Annotated in this window: 17 protein-coding genes; 5 read left to right on the plus strand and 12 right to left on the minus strand. The window is 59.5% G+C overall.

Annotated elements, in window-relative coordinates; translation table 11 throughout:
* Nucleotides 1-55: 55 nt before the first annotated feature.
* On the plus strand, nt 56-766 hold the full coding sequence (locus QP941_RS07170) for an ASCH domain-containing protein (protein ID WP_284868517.1): 711 nt from the start codon (nt 56-58) through the stop codon (nt 764-766).
* A gap of 94 nt (nt 767-860) precedes the next feature.
* Here the strand turns inward: QP941_RS07170 and QP941_RS07175 are convergent, their stop codons facing one another.
* Entirely contained in the window at nt 861-1190 is a 330-nt protein-coding gene (locus QP941_RS07175) for a hypothetical protein (RefSeq protein ID WP_284868518.1), read from the minus strand.
* Nucleotides 1191-1360: 170 nt separating this feature from the next.
* Between QP941_RS07175 and QP941_RS07180 the strand changes: the two genes are divergently transcribed.
* Nucleotides 1361-2026, plus strand: a complete 666-nt coding sequence (locus QP941_RS07180; protein ID WP_284868519.1) for a sugar O-acetyltransferase — start codon at nt 1361-1363, stop codon at nt 2024-2026.
* Entirely contained in the window at nt 2027-4294 is a 2268-nt protein-coding gene (locus tag QP941_RS07185) for an ATP-dependent RNA helicase (RefSeq protein ID WP_284868520.1), read from the plus strand.
* Here the strand turns inward: QP941_RS07185 and QP941_RS07190 are convergent, their stop codons facing one another.
* Nucleotides 4295-5065: a TSUP family transporter gene (locus QP941_RS07190; RefSeq protein WP_284868522.1), complete on the minus strand. Its 771-nt coding sequence runs from the start codon at nt 5063-5065 to the stop codon at nt 4295-4297.
* 118 nt (nt 5066-5183) lie between these two features.
* Here QP941_RS07190 and QP941_RS07195 point away from each other — a divergent pair, with 118 nt between their 5' ends.
* Nucleotides 5184-6275, plus strand: a complete 1092-nt coding sequence (locus tag QP941_RS07195; protein ID WP_284868523.1) for an AbrB family transcriptional regulator — start codon at nt 5184-5186, stop codon at nt 6273-6275.
* Here QP941_RS07195 and QP941_RS07200 read toward each other — a convergent pair.
* Both QP941_RS07200 and QP941_RS07205 read right to left on the minus strand, forming a co-directional pair.
* Nucleotides 6272-7942 (minus strand): DUF885 domain-containing protein, encoded by a 1671-nt coding sequence (locus QP941_RS07200; protein WP_284839396.1) that lies wholly within the window; start codon nt 7940-7942, stop codon nt 6272-6274. The genes QP941_RS07195 and QP941_RS07200 overlap by 4 nt on opposite strands.
* A 69-nt stretch (nt 7943-8011) precedes the next feature.
* Complete coding sequence (locus QP941_RS07205) at nt 8012-8581, minus strand: LOG family protein (RefSeq protein WP_284767222.1); 570 nt, start codon at nt 8579-8581, stop codon at nt 8012-8014.
* 108 nt (nt 8582-8689) lie between these two features.
* Between QP941_RS07205 and QP941_RS07210 the strand changes: the two genes are divergently transcribed.
* On the plus strand, nt 8690-9823 hold the full coding sequence (locus QP941_RS07210; RefSeq protein ID WP_239279337.1) for an ROK family transcriptional regulator: 1134 nt from the start codon (nt 8690-8692) through the stop codon (nt 9821-9823).
* On the opposite strand, the gene QP941_RS07215 is transcribed toward QP941_RS07210, so the two are convergent.
* From QP941_RS07215 to QP941_RS11675, 8 genes are all read right to left on the minus strand, one after another.
* Nucleotides 9806-10402 (minus strand): HAD-IA family hydrolase, encoded by a 597-nt coding sequence (locus QP941_RS07215; protein ID WP_239279338.1) that lies wholly within the window; start codon nt 10400-10402, stop codon nt 9806-9808. The genes QP941_RS07210 and QP941_RS07215 overlap by 18 nt on opposite strands.
* Before the next feature lie 13 nt (nt 10403-10415).
* Nucleotides 10416-10769, minus strand: a complete 354-nt coding sequence (locus tag QP941_RS07220) for a hypothetical protein (protein WP_239279339.1) — start codon at nt 10767-10769, stop codon at nt 10416-10418.
* Between the two features lie 82 nt (nt 10770-10851).
* Nucleotides 10852-11349, minus strand: coding sequence for a ferritin (locus QP941_RS07225; RefSeq protein ID WP_239279340.1), 498 nt, complete (start codon nt 11347-11349; stop codon nt 10852-10854).
* A gap of 285 nt (nt 11350-11634) precedes the next feature.
* Complete coding sequence (locus tag QP941_RS07230) at nt 11635-13116, minus strand: SulP family inorganic anion transporter (protein WP_284868524.1); 1482 nt, start codon at nt 13114-13116, stop codon at nt 11635-11637.
* Nucleotides 13117-13137: 21 nt separating this feature from the next.
* A complete protein-coding gene (locus QP941_RS07235) occupies nt 13138-13650 on the minus strand; it encodes a phosphoribosyltransferase (RefSeq protein ID WP_150851023.1) in 513 nt (170 codons plus the stop codon).
* A 73-nt stretch (nt 13651-13723) separates the two neighbouring features.
* Nucleotides 13724-15127 (minus strand): AMP nucleosidase, encoded by a 1404-nt coding sequence (amn, locus tag QP941_RS07240; RefSeq protein ID WP_284868525.1) that lies wholly within the window; start codon nt 15125-15127, stop codon nt 13724-13726.
* A gap of 233 nt (nt 15128-15360) precedes the next feature.
* Nucleotides 15361-16509 carry an MFS transporter gene (locus QP941_RS07245; protein ID WP_284868526.1) on the minus strand — a complete coding sequence of 383 codons (1149 nt, stop codon included), beginning with the start codon at nt 16507-16509 and terminating at the stop codon, nt 15361-15363.
* Nucleotides 16502-16807: an ArsR/SmtB family transcription factor gene (locus tag QP941_RS11675; RefSeq protein ID WP_005326349.1), complete on the minus strand. Its 306-nt coding sequence runs from the start codon at nt 16805-16807 to the stop codon at nt 16502-16504. Before QP941_RS11675 ends, QP941_RS07245 begins: the two co-directional genes overlap by 8 nt.
* Nucleotides 16808-17374 lie beyond the last annotated feature (567 nt).

The raw sequence follows: 17374 nt of genomic DNA on the forward strand, positions 1-17374 counted from the left end.
CTCAACTTACGCACTAACGCGGTTAAAGCGCGTTGGCAATTATTACCCTTAAAGAGTGATTACCAACGAACTTCGAAATTTACTGGCCAAAGCAACCACCCATGCACAGCGTTTTCAAGACGGAGAAGACCACACTGTAGCCGCAGCGCTTCTTACCAAATCAGGAAAACACGTTCTCGGTTTGAACGCGCACCACTTCCTCGGTGGTCCTTGCGGGGAGATCTCGGCTTTAGCCAACCATGCTGCTAGTTATCCAGAGGACCCAATCCAAGCAGTAGTCGCCGTATACGGACCTACTGGTCAAGTTATTCCTCCCTGCGGTAAATGCCGCCAGGTGCTTTTTGATGTTGATCCGTCCATTCGGTGCATCGTTCGCGGAAGCAATGGACTTGAAGCACCTTCCGTGGAAGAACTCTTGCCATTCGCATTCAACTGGCGAGAAATAGAACAAGAGCAGCGCATCTACATGTGGGAAGGCTACGAGGAATCAATTCGTAGCGGAGAAAAGCAACAAACCATCCGGGTAGATGATCCTTTCCATGAAGGAAGTGCCCAAATAGTCTTCGAGAAAGAATCCGGAGAGATCGTCACCATTCCTGCACAGGTCACAGCCGTTACCTCCGCCCAGCGAAGTAAATTGTCGGAAAAGCAAGCTCGAAATGACGGTTTTGGCTCTCTCACCGAGCTTCAGAAAGCGCTAGATACTCACTATCCCGGATTAGGTGACGATGACGAAGTAGACGTCGTCGAGTTCAAACTGCGGTAATCCATCCATACCGAAAGGTGGAATAGCCCTCCTCCCCACGTGCAGAATTCACCTCATCGATAACGTCATCCTTGCGGGGTGAAGATTGCGGGGGCTACCGCTGGGGGTCTTCTATTTCCCTTATCCAGAAGTTCATCATCTCACCGATAGGATCCGAGGAGGAAAACACTTCGCTCGCTATTTCCCTAGGAGACCAAGTATCCGGAAGGTCTTGAAATCCTGCGCCGATCTTTCCAAGCGTCACTGCTGAAGAGTTTTTGATTGCGCTGAGGATGGTAACGACATCATCATACGTAGCATAAAACGAGTTTTTCCCATTCGCCCCAGTTGCATCAGCAATACAGATCCAGTCGTTAAGTTCCGCCATATCGCTCAAAATATTATCGACGATTTTTCTTGAATCTGTTTCCATATGCTCACTCATTGTGCTTGGCCTTCTACTAACACTCAACCTTAACTCTGAGAATCAGCAACCGCTTTGCCGATGTCGTCTACAAATTTTATCGAGCCAACAAAAGCGGCATGTGAGTTTGTGATTTACCGGAACCTAAGTGATTTCCGCAGATACTTATTAAGCACCACCCACCCTCTACAATGACACCCATGGATGCACAGGAGCGGCAGGACTTGGAGCGCTACGGCTCATGGGAGCGGATGACTGGTGGGCAGTGGTTCTTGCCGAGCATGCCGGAGGCGAAGGAAGAGCACCAGCGCACTTTTCGCTTGGTTAAGCAGCTCAATGAGCTGCACAATACGGACCAAGAGCGTGCCGAAGGCATCCTGCGCGAGATACTGCCGGATGAATCTGCTGTGCCGGGCCTGCACGTGCCGCTCAACCTGGAGTATGGCTGCAATCTCGTATGCGGCGAGCGCGTCTTCATTAACTTTGGCGCTACCATTTTGGCCCAAGCCCAGGTAACGCTCGGCAATGGTGTCATGGTGGGTCCCAATTGCTCCCTGATTACGGTGGGGCATCCGGTAAACGATCATGAGATGCGCGCCGGCGGCTGGGAGATAGCCAAGCCCATCACCGTCGGTGAGAACACCTGGTTCGGCGCTAATGTCACCGTGCTGCCGGGCATCACGATTGGAAAGAACTGCGTCGTCGGCGCGGGCACGCTTATTAGCACCGATATACCGGATAATTCGCTGGTTCTCGGCACTCCCGGCCGCGTGGTGCGCAAGCTGGAGAATAACGAGGACGCCTGGGAGCGCCAGGATCTCAACGGTCCTGTCGAAGGTTTTGGAGCCGCCAACTAGATGTTTGATCTCGCCAGAATCGGCGCGGGCCTGCCCGTAGCCGAGACCATCGATTCGCTACCTGAAACCGGAAACGTTGTCATTCAGGCCCCACCCGGTACGGGTAAAACCACGCTCGTGCCACCGGCGCTGGCCAATCATGCGGCAGGGCGCGGAAAGGTCATCGTCACCGCCCCGCGCCGTGTGGCTGTCCGCGCGGCCGCACAGCGCTTGAGTGCTCTCAGCGGCACCCCGGACAAGGTCGGCTTTGCCATCCGAGGCGAGTCCCGCAAAGGCAGTGAGGTCGAATTCGTCACGCCGGGCGTGCTGCTGCGCCGCCTGCTTAAGGATCCGGAACTCGAGGGTGTCGCCGCCGTTGCCATCGATGAGGTCCACGAGCGCCAGCTCGATACGGATCTGGTGCTGGGCATGTGCCTGGAACTAGCCGAGCTACGCGAGGACTTCCGCGTCATCGCCATGTCTGCCACAGTGGATGCGCAACGCTTTTCCCAGCTCATGGACGCGCCTGTCCACGTCACCGAGGCAGTGACCCACCCGCTGGATATCCACCACACCCCCATGCCGGGCAGGGCGGCGGGGGCGAGGGAGTTTTACGGGGACGTCGCCAAGCAGGCAGCCCGCCAGCACGAATCAACGCTGGTCTTTGTGCCCGGCGTGCGCGAGGTCAATCTCGTGTGCGATGCCTTAGCAGGCCACAATGTGTTCCCCCTGCATGGCAAGCAAACCACCGCGGAGCAAGACGCCGCGCTGTATACCGATGAGCGGCGCATCGTCGTGGCTACCTCCATCGCGGAGTCTTCGCTTACCGTGCCGGGCGTGCGCGTGGTGGTAGATGCCGGGCTCTCCCGCGTTCCCCGGCGCGATGCGCAGCGTGGCATGTCCGGATTGGTGACGGTTTCTACCTCCAAGTCGAGTGCCGATCAGCGCGCTGGTCGTGCCGGCCGTGAGGCGCCCGGCACCGTCATTCGCTGCTACTCGCAGGATGATTACCAGCACTTTTCTCCGCATACCACCCCGGAGATCCTGTCTGCGGACCTGACCCAGGCCGCGCTATTTCTGGACTGCTGGGGCGCGGCCTCGGACTTCCCGTTGCTCGATCCCCCGCCGGCCCAGGCCCTGGCATCCGCACAGGCGACGCTTCAGCGCATTGGTGCCACGCAGGAGCTCGCCCTCCTGCCCACCGATCCGCGCCTCGGCGCCTCTTTGCTCCGCCACGGCAGGCAGGCCGCACCCATCATTGCCTCGCTTGCCGACGCCCCCTTAACCCCCGATCTCACCCGTCACCGCCCACCCCAAAGGGAGGTCAAGCGGCTCGCCCGCCTCGTCGACGATTTCGGCCCCGCCGATCCCGGCGAGGTCGTCGCCACCGCCTTTCCCGAGCAGGTGGCCAAACGCATGGGCGAGGATTACCTGCTGGCCAGCGGCACCCGCGCACGGCTGCTGGACAACTCGGGCCTGGCCGGCGCCCCGTGGCTTGCCATCGCAGAGGTGTCCTTGTCCAATGCGGGCAATGCCATCATCCGCTCGGCCGCTCGCATCGAGGAAACCGCAGCCCTAGAGACTATCGGCGTCACCGAGGAAACCCGCGCCTTCCTGCACGAAGGACGCGTACGCGGCATCAAGGTCAAGGCTGCGGGCGCCATCACGCTCTCTGAAACCCCTGTCAAGGTCACCGGCCCCGCGGCCGAGGAGGCGCTTGCCGCCGGCATCCGCGAAGAAGGTTTGGGTCTTTTCACCTTCAGCAAGAAGGCCCAGAGCCTCAAAGACCGCCTGCGCCACCTGCACGCTCACTTCGGGGATCCTTGGCCCGATGTCGATTCCGCGGATCCCGCCGAGTGGCTCGGCCCCGAACTGCACAGCATCGCGGAAGGAACTCCCGCCGCCAAGCTCGATATGTACCCGGCGCTGCAACGCCTCCTACCCTGGCCGGAAGCCACCCACCTGGACGAGCTCGCCCCCGAGCGCCTCCCGGTTCCCTCCGGCCGCGATGCCTCCATCGACTGGTCAGGCGACCGCCCCGTGGTCCACATCAAGCTGCAGGAATGCTTCGGCTTGGCCGAATCCCCCGAATACTGCGGCCACCGCGTGCAATTCCACCTACTCTCCCCCGCCGGCCGCCCGCTCGCGGTGACCGATGATCTCGCCAGCTTCTGGTCCGGCCCTTATGCCGGCGTGCGCGCCGATATGCGCGGCCGCTACCCCAAGCACCCATGGCCCGAGGATCCATGGAATGCCGTTGCTACCGCGCGCACCAAGAACCGGATGTAGCTAACCCCACTGCTGCCAGCCCAGGTAGCAGCTCATAACCACGACCAAGGTAAGCAGCGCGTAGCGGATGAATTTGGCACCGCCACCAAGTACGGTACGAGCGCCGAGGAGTGCGCCGGAGATATTGGCTACACCGAGCACGATGCCAAGCGTCCACCACACGTGCCCGCCAATAATAAATACGATAAGCGCACCGAAGTTGGTAGCGGTATTGACCACCTTGGCCATGGCCGCAGAGGTCAAAAAATTCTGCGCAAAAATAGAGGTAAATGCCATGATCAAAAACATTCCGGTACCCGGACCGAAGATGCCATCATAAAAGGAAATGATGCCGGAGAGCACCAAGACCACGACGGTCCGCCAACCACCACGGGTACCGGCCGAGTCGCTGCTACCAAAATCTGGCTTGAAGGCAACGAAGATGCCCACGGCCACCATGAGCACGATGATGATGGGGCGCATGACGTCTTTATCTAGGCTCGAGGCCACGCTGGCTCCCAGCCCAGAGCACACCAGCGCGATGAGGATAAAGCGCGCCATTTCCGCCTTATCTAACTTCACCTTGCGCGCAAGGGTCACGGCTGCCGATCCGGTGCCGGTTACCGAGGCCAGCTTGCTCGTTCCCAACGCTGCCGCAGGCGCGAGGCTGGGAAGGACCGCGAGCAGCAGCGGGATGAGGATCAATCCTCCACCGCCGATGACCGCATCGATCCACCCCGCAGTCGCGGTACCGAGGAAGAGAATCACCCACTGCGCCACATCGATTTCCATGCCCCGATCATAAATCTTTAATCATGTATTGTGATAACTCGCCCCTATCCACTGCCCGCGGTAATGAAAGGAAGGGGCGCTAGACTCAAGTCGCAGAGGTAATTTGAGGAGGGCGCGCATGGCCGCACAGCAGGAAAGCAGTGGACTTAATGCCCACACCGTGGCGCGGTGGGCTATCGTCGTCCCAATCTCTGTCCTTTTGGGCTGGCTATTTAGCCTGTGGCATGTGCCCGCCGCGTGGATTCTCGCGGCCATTATCGCCTCGGGCGCCATGGCTCTCATTACTGGCGAAGACCTCCAGGTCAACCGGACTTTTTATAATATGTCCCGCGGTTTTATCGGCATGATGGCAGCGCTTCCCCTCACCGTGGTGCCCCTGGGCCAGCTGGTGGGTTTCCTGCCCGCGGCGGTGACGATGTCCTTTGTCACCATCATGGTTGGCATCGTCGGCGGCTTGCTGTTGCACCGCGCGCAGCCGCGCGATGTGTCCTCAGAGACAGGAATTTTGTCCATGCTGCCGGGTGGTGCCTCGCTGATGCCCGCGCTTGCCGACGAACTCGGTGCCGACTACCGCTACGTCGCCCTCACCCAATACCTGCGCTTATTGGTGGTCTCCGTATCGCTACCGGCCGTCGTCGCGCTGCTTGATACCCCGGCCGGCAAGGGCGCGGATCTCACGGTGGAGGGAGAAACCACGTGGTGGATCATCGCGCTCGTTCTTGCCATCGCCTTGCTGGGCGAGAAATTGGGAAAGCTGCTGCACCTGCCGGCCACGGCCGTGCTCGGCCCCCTTCTGCTGACGGTGCTGGTCTCCTTCGTGCTGCCGGAGGGCCACACGCTTGAGCCGCTCTATGTCTTTAAGGTGATGGCATTCTTATCCATCGGCTGGGTTTGCGGCGGCGGGCTATCGCTGCCGGCGCTTAAGGCCTTTGCCAAGCAATTGCCCGCCACGATTCTTTTCATCGTGGTCATCATCGGCATCTGCGCGGCCACCGCCTGGCCGCTGACTAAGTGGCTACACATCTCCTACTTTGAGGCCTACCTGGCCACGAGCCCCGGCGCGCTCGAGACGGTGCTTGCGCTCTCCGCCGAGGGCGGAGCCGGACCAGCGGTCATCGCGGTACAGCTCACCCGGCTCATTGCGGTGCTCGTCATCGCAGGCTACCTGCCGCAGCTGCTGCGGCTGGCGAAGCGCCTGCTGCGGCGTTAGTTGCCCAGCACGGCCTCGCGCAGGACGGACATCGGCACGGAGCCCAAGGCGAGGGCCTCCGAGTGGAACTCGCGCGCGCTCATGCCCTGCTTCTCAGCCTCGGCACGGGTTTCCTGCCACAGGCGCTGACCCAGCGCATAGGACGGCGCCTGGCCCGGCCAACCCAGGTAGCGGTTGACCTCAAAGTTGAGGTTGGCATCATCCATGGCGGTGTTTTCGCGCATGAAGGTCTTTACGTGCGCCTTATCCCAAACACCGGAGGTAGAGCAATCCGGCAGCTGCTTGCCCAGGTGCAATCCGATGTCCACGACCACGCGGGCAGCGCGCAGGCGTTGCGCATCCAACATGCCCATGCGGAAGCCCGGATCATCCATGTAGCCCAGCTCGGCCATGAGCTGCTCGGCGTAGAGCGCCCAGCCCTCGCCGTGACCGGAGTTCCACGTCACCGCGCGGCGCCACAGGTTGAGGTCTTCTTGCACCAGTGCGGAGCCGAGCTGCAGGTGGTGGCCCGGCACGCCCTCGTGGTGGACGGTGGTCAGCTCCTGCCAGGTGTGGAAGGTGTCCTGGCCCTCTGGCACAGACCACCACATGCGGCCCGGGCGGGAGAAGTCATCGCTCGGCGGGGTGTAGAAAATGCCGCCGGTGCCGGCCGGATCGATGCAGCACTCGATCTCTTCCACTTCCTCCGGAATATCGAATTCCTTGCCGTTGAGCTCGGCAATGACGCCATCGGCGGTGGACTGCATCCACTCCACCAGCGCATCGGTGCCGCGCAGGGTGTAGCGGTCCTCGTGGTTGAGCTTGCGCATCGCCGAGCGCACCGAACACTCAGAGCCGTAGAGCTCGTGAGCGATCTTTTCCTGCTCCGAGCGCAGGCTGCGCACCTGGTCCAGGCCCCACTCATAGGCCTCGTCGAGGTTGACGGCATCGCCCACAAAGAGCTTGGAAAAGCGCTCGTAGCGCTCGCGACCCACGGCGTCCTTGGTGGGTGCCTGGGGCTGCAGATCATTGGAGAGCCAATCGGAGAACTCGCCAAAGGCCTCCTTAGCCTGCTGCACCTCGGCGGAGTCGGCGTCGAGGCCGAGGGACTCGAGCATCGAGTCGGCGTCGGCAAGCCGCTCGCACTGCACAATAACCTCAGAGATCTGGCGGTGCGGTGCCACCATGCCGTGGGAGGCTGCCTCTTCCAGGGAGCTGCGGTAGCCGGCCAGGGAGGTCTTCACCTTGGACAGGCGGGAGCGAATGGCATCGCGGTCCTCGTCCGTATCCTGCGGCATGAGCAGCAGGGTATCGCGGATGGTCTGCACCGGGGAGGCGATGTTATTCAGGCAGCGCACATCCTCGCTGTGGTGGTGCAGATCTAGATCAAGGCAGAGGCGATCGCGCAGGACGGCCGCGGTGACATAGTCCACGTCATCAAAGTCATCCTCATCATCGGACTCATCGGTGGTGTCATCCAGGGCATCCAGGTCCGCGACCATTTCGCGGGTGCGGTCTGCGATGGCGGTGAAGTACTCGGGAGAGAAATCCTGCAATTCGCCCTCGTAGCCGTCAATGCCCCACGCGGTGGCATCGGTGGGGGAAAGCTCGGCTAGGTCGTGAACGAAGTTATCGCACGAAGCGTCCAGTAGAGAGGGCTGGCGCTTAGCGGTCTGCTCAGAACTCATAACGAGGAAGTCTATCCCTAAGTATCGCCTATAGGCCACCCGGGCGGGCTGAAGTTGCGAACTTGTTAACTAATCGTTGTCCCACTTGGTTCCGGGGTAGCTCCAGCCGCTGAATTCATCCAGGATATCCTGCGGTTTTTCCTTCATTACCAATGCGTCCACAAAGCGCGGCAAGATGAAGCCGGACTCGGCCATGGCGGCGTACATGGCGTAGAAAGGACGCCAAAAATCCTCGGTATTTACTAGGCCCACCGGACCGCGGATGGTACCCAGCTGTTGCAGGGTGAGCACCTCGGTGAGCTCTTCGAGGGTGCCGACGCCACCGGGGAGGCAAATATAGGCGTCGGCAAGCTGCTCCATGCGGGTCTTGCGCTCGGCCATGGAGCCGACTACTTCGAGGGTGGTCAGGCCGGGGTGGGAGATCTCCAGATCCACCAGGGACTGTGGCATCACGCCGGTGACGGTACCGCCGGCGGACAGGCAGGCCTCCGCTACCTCGCGCATCAGGCCGATATTGCCGCCGCCGTAGACCAAGGTCAGCCCGCGTCGGGCCAGCTCCGTGCCCAATTCCTGTGCCGTTTGTGTATAGGCCGGGGAGTTTCCTGTTGCTGAACCACAATAAACCGCTACTGACTGCATGCTCTCCAGCATAGGTATCTGCGCGCCCACCACCACCTTTAGACTATTCGGTACATGAACCTTTTATCAGGTTAGACAAAGCAGTCTGGGATGCTTATACTCCTTTTTATGATCAAACCTGGCCCAGTGTTCACGCGGCCCCGCACACCGGCTGCAAAGTGCCTCCATTTGGTGCGTCTGAACCCGATCATCACCCGGAGCGAGTTGGTGGAAGCCACCGGGCTTTCCCAGCCCACCATCACGCGCGCCACTACTTCCCTACTCAACGCGGGCCTCATCCAGGAACGCACCGACCTCACCCAGTCCCGCGGGCGCGGCCGGCCAACGGTGCCGCTTGAGGCGGCCGATAATGACTGGGCGCTCGGCGGCATTTCCGTGGGCACCAAACAGACCTACATCGGCCTTTATGACATCAAGGGCCGCACGTTGAGCGAAGAGGAATTGACCACCCCGGTGGCTAACCTCAGCGAGGATGACTTCCTCGAGCACATCATGGCCGGCATCAACCGCATGATGACCAACCTGAACCACCGCTTGGTCTCCCTCGGCGTGACCACCTCCGGCACCGTGGATGATAACGGCCTGGTCACCGCGGAAAACCTCAATTGGCACGGCGTGGACATTGCCGAGCGCCTGCGCTTCCAGTTCGGCGTACCCGTGGTGGTCTCCTCCGCCATCCCGGCCATCCTCGGCTCCGAAACCCAGGCGGCCGAGATTGGTACCAGCGAGCGCGTTCTGGTGCTCTTCGCGGATGATTCCATCGGCTCCGCCCTCTCCGTGGAGGACGAGGTCAGCCCCATTATTCCCGTACCCCCGACACACTCCGAGCTGCTGGGCCATGGCGCGTCCGAGCGCCTGCTGGCCACCCAGCACATCCTGGAGGCGATACGCCGCGAGGGCGTGGAGGCAGCCTCGCTTGCCGACGCCGCCCAGGCCGCCGACTCCCACCCCGCCGTCCGCGCCATTTTGGACGAGCGCGCCCGCCAGTTGGGCGCCATCACCGCGGAGCTGGTCAAGGCCCACTCCCCGGCCACCGTGGTTATCGCCGGCGGCGCGTTTACCGATGACCCGAAGGCCCCCAAGCAATTTGCCGCCACCGTCCGCGCCTCCGCGGGCGAAGAGTTGCAGCTGCGCATGATCCCCGGCCATAAGGAGATCGTCCGCGCGGTAGCCCGCACCGTCGCCACCGATCAGCTACTGCGCCAGCCGCTGGATCTGGGCCGCTCACTCCAGCACGCTTAGCACCTCGCGTACCGAGTCGATGCCGCGGAAGAGGTGGGCGTTGAGGCCGCAGTAGTTCGCGCCTTCCACGTAGTCGATGCGGTCATCAAAAAAGTGCGTGTCCTTCGGCTGCGCGGCGAGCGCATCCACGGCCACGCGATAGGCTTCTGGGTGCGGCTTGGCCACGCCAATATCGCAGCTGAACGTCACCGCCGCGCAGTCCTCGAGCCACGGTTGCTTCTTACGCACTTGGCCCGCCAGCGTGGTGGGAATATTGGACAAGATGCCCACGCTATAGCCTTCCCCGATAAGGCCCTTGACCAGCGCCACCATGTCCGGGTCCGCCTCCAGGAGGCCGCTGTTTTCACAGGCTACCGCCTCCGCGACAGGAACCTCCTCTAGCCCGGCGCGGGCCGCTACCTCGTTCCAGTAGTGGCTATCGCTAAAGATGCCGGCATCGTAGTCCGGCCGATAAAACCCGTAGGCCTCCCACATCGCCTCTGCATCTGGCGGCGCGAGGAGGCGCTCCAAGTCCGCATGGCTTTCTGGGGTGGCCGGGCGCATGAGCACGCCGTACATATCAAAGAGGAGTTTGGGCATAACGGGGGCCAGTTTATGCGCGTTTCGGCGCTTGGGTCAGCACGGCTACAATTCCCACACCCGCACCAGCGACAAAGAGAGGCAGCATCGCGGGAGCCTGGTCCATGGACAGAGCGAAGATGCCGCCGATGGCACCAATGAGTAGCATGCCGCCGAGGCTATAGAGCGAGCGCGTAACTGCCCCACGCGTGCCGATGACGCTATAAACCAGCAGTGCGAGCCCGGCGAATGGGCCGAGCATCAGTGCCGCAGTGGTCAGAAATACCCCCAAGGCCATGTGCGTGGACATGATTGCTGCTCCCACGATGAGGAAGAGCGCCAGAACTAATAGGGTTATGGCGCACAAAGCCTTGCGTTGCGTTGACATAGAAACAATCCTCCCACCGCACCACAGTGCTATGGGAGGATTGAGCTAAATCTTGATGGGTTTGTTATTCACCCACGCCCACTTAGGCGCCGCCTTCGGTGCGGCCAGCCAGGCGCTCATCGATGCGCAGCAAGCCAGAGCCGTCATTGCCCACCAGCTTGATCTGGTCCAGAATCTCAGAAACGGTAGCTTCTTCTTCTACCTGCTCGCTCAGGAACCAGTCAACGAGCTGGCGGGATTCCAGATCCTGTGCCTCCAGCGCCGCGCGGGCGATGGTGCGGATCTCCTCGGAAACCTTCTGCTCGTGCTCGAGGGAAGCCTGGAAGGCGTCCTGCGGGTTAGCGGCCTTGACGGAGCCAACCGGGATGTCATTGAGCTCTACACGGTAGCCGCGGGAGAGCAAGTGGTCCGCAATCTTCTCGGCGTGCTCGCGCTCCTCGGCGGCCTGGCCCATAAACCAATCACGCATGCCTGGGAAGGAGAGGTTATCCATCTCGAAGGCCAGCTGGGTGTAGACCATGGAAGCACCGTATTCGCTAATAACCTGGTCATTCAACAGGGTTTGCAGCTTCTCGTCCATTGTAAAAACCTTTCTGTGCAGGGAAATCAATAAGTGCTAAGCACCACAGTACAGAAGATTTCCCCGCGATCCAGCAAGGCCTACTTAAGTAAACTTGCACGTCATTACGCTTTTTTAGATTGGATAACCTAAGTTAGCCAAGACAAAGCTTGCCGCTACACGCAGGCAAAGGTCCCCTAAAAAAGCGAGGTCATCACAGATCCTCCGCCTTGACACGAGCGCGACTCGACGACCACCGCAACAGCGAACGTTTAGCCCCGCACACCTCGGACAATAAATGTGATTTTAGTCACCCAAGCGGCCACTAAGGCGATTTAGGCGCTGCGCGCTCGCTCCTTCCAGACCACGGAACTCTACCTCGATGTCCCGATCGGCATATTTCTTCTGCACCGCATCCAACGTCGCCACCGTAGAGGCGTCCCATACCTCGGCCTTGCTCATATCAATGACGACGCGCTGGGTATCCAGCGTGTAGTCAAAGGCGTAGACCAAGTCATTGGAGGAGGCGAAAAAGAGCTGGCCGCGCACCGCGTACTCGGCATCCCCAATCTGTTCTACCTCCACTAGGTGGGCCACGCGGCGGGCAAAGCCGATTGATGCCGCCACCACGCCGAGCACCACGCCCACTGCCAAGTTATGCGTGGCCAGCGTTCCTACCACCGTCACCAGCATCACGAGCGTTTCTGATAGCGGCATGAGCTTCAGCGTGCGCGGGCGAACCGAATGCCAATCCACCGTCGTTGCGGCTACGATGATCATCACCGCCACCAGCGCGGCCATCGGAATACGACCGACGGTCTCGCCAAAGAGCAGGCAGAGGATGAGGAGGAATACGCCCGCGAGGAACGTCGACAAGCGCGTGCGCGCCTGGGACGCCTTCACTCCGATCATGGTCTGGCCAATCATGGCGCACACACCCATGCCGCCAATGGCCGCGGCGAGGATATTGCCCACGCCCTGGCCAAAGGACTCGCGCGTCTTATCGGAGTGGGTATCCGTAATGTCATCGACCAGCTTGGCTGTCAGCAGCGATTCCATCAGGCCCACCAATGCCATGCCAAAGGCATAGGGCGCAATCAGCTGCAGAGTATCCAGGTTCCACGGAATATCCGGCACGAAAAGCCCCGGCAGCGAGGTGGGCAGCTCGCCCTGGTCCGCCACATCGGGCACCTTCCACCCAGCCGCCACCGCAATGATGCTGACCACCAGAATGGTAATCAGCGGGGCGGGAATCACCGTGGTCAACCGCGGTAGCCCCAGCATGATAGCCAGGCCAATGGCCACCAGCAGATACACCATCCACGGCACATCAATAAGGTGCGGCAGCTGCGTAGTAAACATCATGATGCCCAGCGCATTCACAAATCCCGTCATCACCGAGCGCGGAATAAAGCGCATGAGCTTAGCGACGCCCACCGCGGCCAATACCACCTGCATGATTCCCGCCAACAGCACTGCGGCGACCACATAATCATGCCCATGCTCATGCGCGAGCGGAGAGACCACCAGTGCCACCGCACCGGCCGCGGCGGAAATCATCGCCGGCCTGCCGCCAGTAAAGGCGATGGCCATGGCCATCACCACGGAAGAAAACAATCCCACCCGCGGATCCAACCCTGCGAGGATGGAAAAGCTTAAGACCTCTGGGATCAAAGCAAGCGCCACCGCCAGGCCGCCAAAAACCTCCTTGCGCAGGCGCGCAGGCGAGGAAAATGCATAGCGGAAACTGGCGATGACGCCGGTAGGAGCAGGCTGTTCTTTAATCACGCCTGCACATCCTAGTGGACTTTAGGAGCCTTCCTTAAACGAGCCATCCGCGGTGATCACGGGCAGCACGGACCAGGCGAAGTTGATCCACTGATCGGTCTTCTTCCACGAGAAGTCCGGCTCAAAAATAGTCTTCGGCTTGGTGTAAATGACGGCCGAGCGCACATCGTCTGCGGTTTCCTTGAGCAGGTTAACCACCAGATCGAGGGTCTTGCCGGAGTCCGCGACGTCATCGACAACCAGGACCTTCTTGCCCTTCAACGAATCCGTATCCAGCTGCGGAGAAAGGATTACAGGCTCGTCTAGGGTCTGTCCGATATCGGTGTAGAACTCCACATTGATAGCGCCCATGGCCTTCACGCCGATGGCATAACCGATAGCGCCGGCTGGGATCAGGCCGCCGCGGGCGACGCCCACGATGAGGTCTGGGAACCAGCCAGATTCCACAATCTGTTCCGATAGGTTACGGCTCGCCTCGCCGAAGACCTCCCAGGTGAGGTTTTCCCGGTCCGGGTGGATCCAATTTTCAGTCACGATTGTGTGGCTCCTTTTGCGTCATGGGCTTTCTTTGTAGTTTAACGAGCGATGCCTGCCAAAGGAAAGGCACCTACCGGAATGGGACCTCGCCCAAAGTCCGGCGCAGCTTGCGGGTGCGCAAGCGTTCCGGATTCTCGGCCAGATGCTCCATGGCGCGCACCGCACACATCACGTGGGCTTCCTTCGAATTGGAGTAGAAGGCCTGCGCCTGCGCCGGCAGCTTCGGCACCGCATGCAACGGCAGGTCAGAGACCGACAGCAGCGTGCCATAAGGTACACGGTAGCGGTAGCCATTGGCCGCAAGCGTGCATGACTCCATATCCACTGCCACCGCGGTGGAGGTGCGCAGCCACTCCCACAGATCCCGATTGGTGCGCCACTCCCAGTTGCGATCATCGGTGGAGAGCACCGTGCCGGTACGCATGAGCGAGTTATCGTCGCCGTATACCGCCTTTACCGCGGATTCGAGCATGCGCTGTACCTCTGGAATCGCCGGGATGGGAGAGGTCGCCGCAACCTTCTGATCCAAGATGTGGTCATTGCGCTGATAGGCATTGCCCAAAATCAGGTCACCGATGCGCATGCGGCCGTCCATGCCGGCGCAGTGACCAATCATGATCCATGCCTCCGGCCGCAGCACCGCCAAGCAATCCGTAATGGTCTTGGCGTTGGAGGGCCCTACACCGATATTGATCATCGTAATGCCATCACCACCGGCAGTAATAAGGTCAAAGCGCGGCATTTGGTACCGGGAGGTCAAGGTTAAACCGTCCACATCGAGGTCCACCGCATCATTGGGATGGATGGTCTCCCCATTGGGCAGCACCAAGGCGGTATAGCGCGAGTCTTCCTTGGTCAGCTCGCGCAGACCGAATTTCACAAACTCGGTGGTGTGCATCGCATAGTTAGTAAACAGAATGTATTTCTGCACCGTATCGACCTCGATGCCGGTGTAATGCTCGATGCGCGCACAGGCGATATCAAAGCGCTGGGCGCCAAAGTGGAATAGCGGCTTTTCCTCGCCGTGGAAGGCATCCCATTCGCCATCAATGATCGCATCGTTGACCTCATCCAACGTCGGCCGCGGAATAGGCCCGCGTTCCTGTGGTGCCGTGGCCGTGTCCTTGATGTACTCCGGCGGGATGCGCTGGTCCGATTGGCCAACAAAAATATCGCACGGATAATTGCCCGCCAAGCGGGTGAGCTGCTCGTGCAGGTAGTCCCGAATGATGTGCGGCTTGGAGATTACCGCCGAGTACTTGCCCGCCTCGTTGACGTAGCCAAACGGCTCGGAACGATCGATCGGCTGCCATTTGCGGATATCCACCGTGACCTTGGGATAGACGACATAGCGATAGTCATCAAGGTTTCCTGATTCCAAAGTCTTGCGCGCAAGCTCGCAGGAATTCTCGTAAATCTCAATCAGGCGATTTACCGCCTCATCAACGGAGTGGACATGCTGCAGATCGGTCATAAGCGCGAGTGTAGCGGGGACTTCGCAGCGCGGCAGCGGTCCGCGCATTTCATTATTCTTTTCCGCGGTAGCTTCAGTGATACCGATACTGACATGATTTACTGCGAGAAAATCAAAGGCCTAGGATCAGTCCTTTTAGCTGCTAAGAGTGTCAAAGCAAAGGTCTCAAAGGGAATGCGACGAAGAGCTCGACTATGTCAATTCGGGCATCGTCCCATCAATCCGAAGTATTCCTAATTCACATTGTCCCCAGTATGAGAGCGAGAAGAGGCACTGGCCCCAATACTGCAGACGATTCCTACTAGGACTGCACCTAATGCTCCTAACAGGATTCCCGTGGAGGAGGGCAACAGTAATCCACCCACTGCGGAGCCGACTGCCGAGCCAAGGTAGTTCGCAGATGCATTAACAGCAACAGCAGTCGCCCCTTCATCAGGGTTTGCACTGAGCATCGAATGCTGCTGCGGCGCCATAGACGACCACCCCAAAAGCCCCCAAGCAAAAAGACACACCACTGCCACCACGTGGCTCGAAGGGAAGAGCAGCAGTAGAGCGAAATCAATCACGAGTAATGCAATGATAATGACCGTTAGTTTTCGTGAACTATTAACCTTGTCAAGCACCCTCCCAATCCCAAAAGCACCCACTGCCCCGCCGATACCCCAGACCCACATGCCAGCAATGGTGCCTACCTGCACACGATCAAGCACTACAGGAATATAGGTGTACAACCCCAGCGAACCCACTCCAACAAAGAAAGTAACTAAGGTCGTCAGGAAGTTATCCACTCGGCCGATGACTCGGAGTCGCTGCCCCAACGAGGAGGAGGGCACAGCTGGTACCACACTCGCCTTGCGCAACGCTAGACCCGCTAACGCCACTATTCCAATGGCCGAGACCAAACCGATGGTAGCCCTCCAGCCTAGCTGTTTAGCTACCCCCAATCCCACCGGTACGCCCACGACAGTTCCCACCGCTAAGCCAGCCAGCACCATTGACAGTGCGCGCCCGCGATACTTTGCTGGGACAGACATCCCCGCTACGGCTGAGGACAGCGGCGAATAAATTCCCGCTGCCGCACCTGCGATTAAGCGCGACACGAGAAAAACGCTCACTGTAGGCGAGACTGCAGTCACGACATTCGCCAAAGAAAACACAGCAACAGCTCCAAGCAGACCACTCCGTGGATCTTTGCCTGCCTTACCCGAGAACAGCGGACCAGATATTGCGTACGCGCCGGTGAAGGCGGTAACGCCCAAGCCGATCACACTGCCACTTGTACCCAAGTCGTTTGCAATCTGTGATATCAGCCCAGCGATAACATATGCGTCCAATCCGAGCGCTACACTGCCCAAAACTAACGGCCACAGCTGTTTAAGCATTCGAAATCACCATATCGAGCAAACCAGGGAACCGTTCGTCTAGATCGCCTCTGCGCAAAGAGATAACACAAGTTCGTCCCTGGCTTCTTGTCCACGTCACACCGGCTTCACGCAGCTGCCGAGTGTGGTAGGTCAGGGTAGATCGAGGCAGGTCATCAGCGAGCGTCAAACTATCGTGCTCCTGACCGTCTGCCAGGCGCCTAACCATCTCTAACCGGATGGGATCACTTACCGCAGCCAGAACACGGACGAATTCAAGGTCCTCGGTGGCCGGATGCTCATACTTTCGTGGGCTCATCACAACTCCAATCGTGCAAGAATTCCTGAACGATTGACCACAGTAAGCTACCCGAGAGATTCGTGCAAGATTTCTTGCACGAATTCAGGTGCGCAGATAAAGCCCCACCCAGACAGCGATAAATGAACACCGGAGTCTTGAGGAGCTCTATTTTTAGATACCAAGCTTTCAACCCCAGACGTCTCTAATTCATAACCTTCAACGTTGGCACAATAAATCGAGCCAAGTTTATGAAAGTAGAGAGCCTTATTCCTTCTTCTAACGGTGCGTACAACGTAGCTTGATTTAATAGACCCTTCTACCCAAAATATGCTCGAAGGTTCTTTGGTCAGGAAAGCATGACAGACACCGTCACCCCTTCAGGGAAAAGCAACTAATCTGCAGCACCAGAAATGATTTAGAGAACGAACAATCGCTGGTGACCAGTTGAAATGTTTAGTTCTCACGCGCTTGCAGTTGGTTAAATGCGCAGAGCACACCGAAGCCCTCGACGCATAAGCGTTATGGATACCAACTCGCACCCCTCCACTGCACAGAATTGCCACTGCAAGAGTAGTTCCCTGCAGA

The sequence above is a fragment of the Corynebacterium sp. MSK150 genome (assembly GCF_030229215.1).
Taxonomy (GTDB): Bacteria; Actinomycetota; Actinomycetes; order Mycobacteriales; family Mycobacteriaceae; genus Corynebacterium.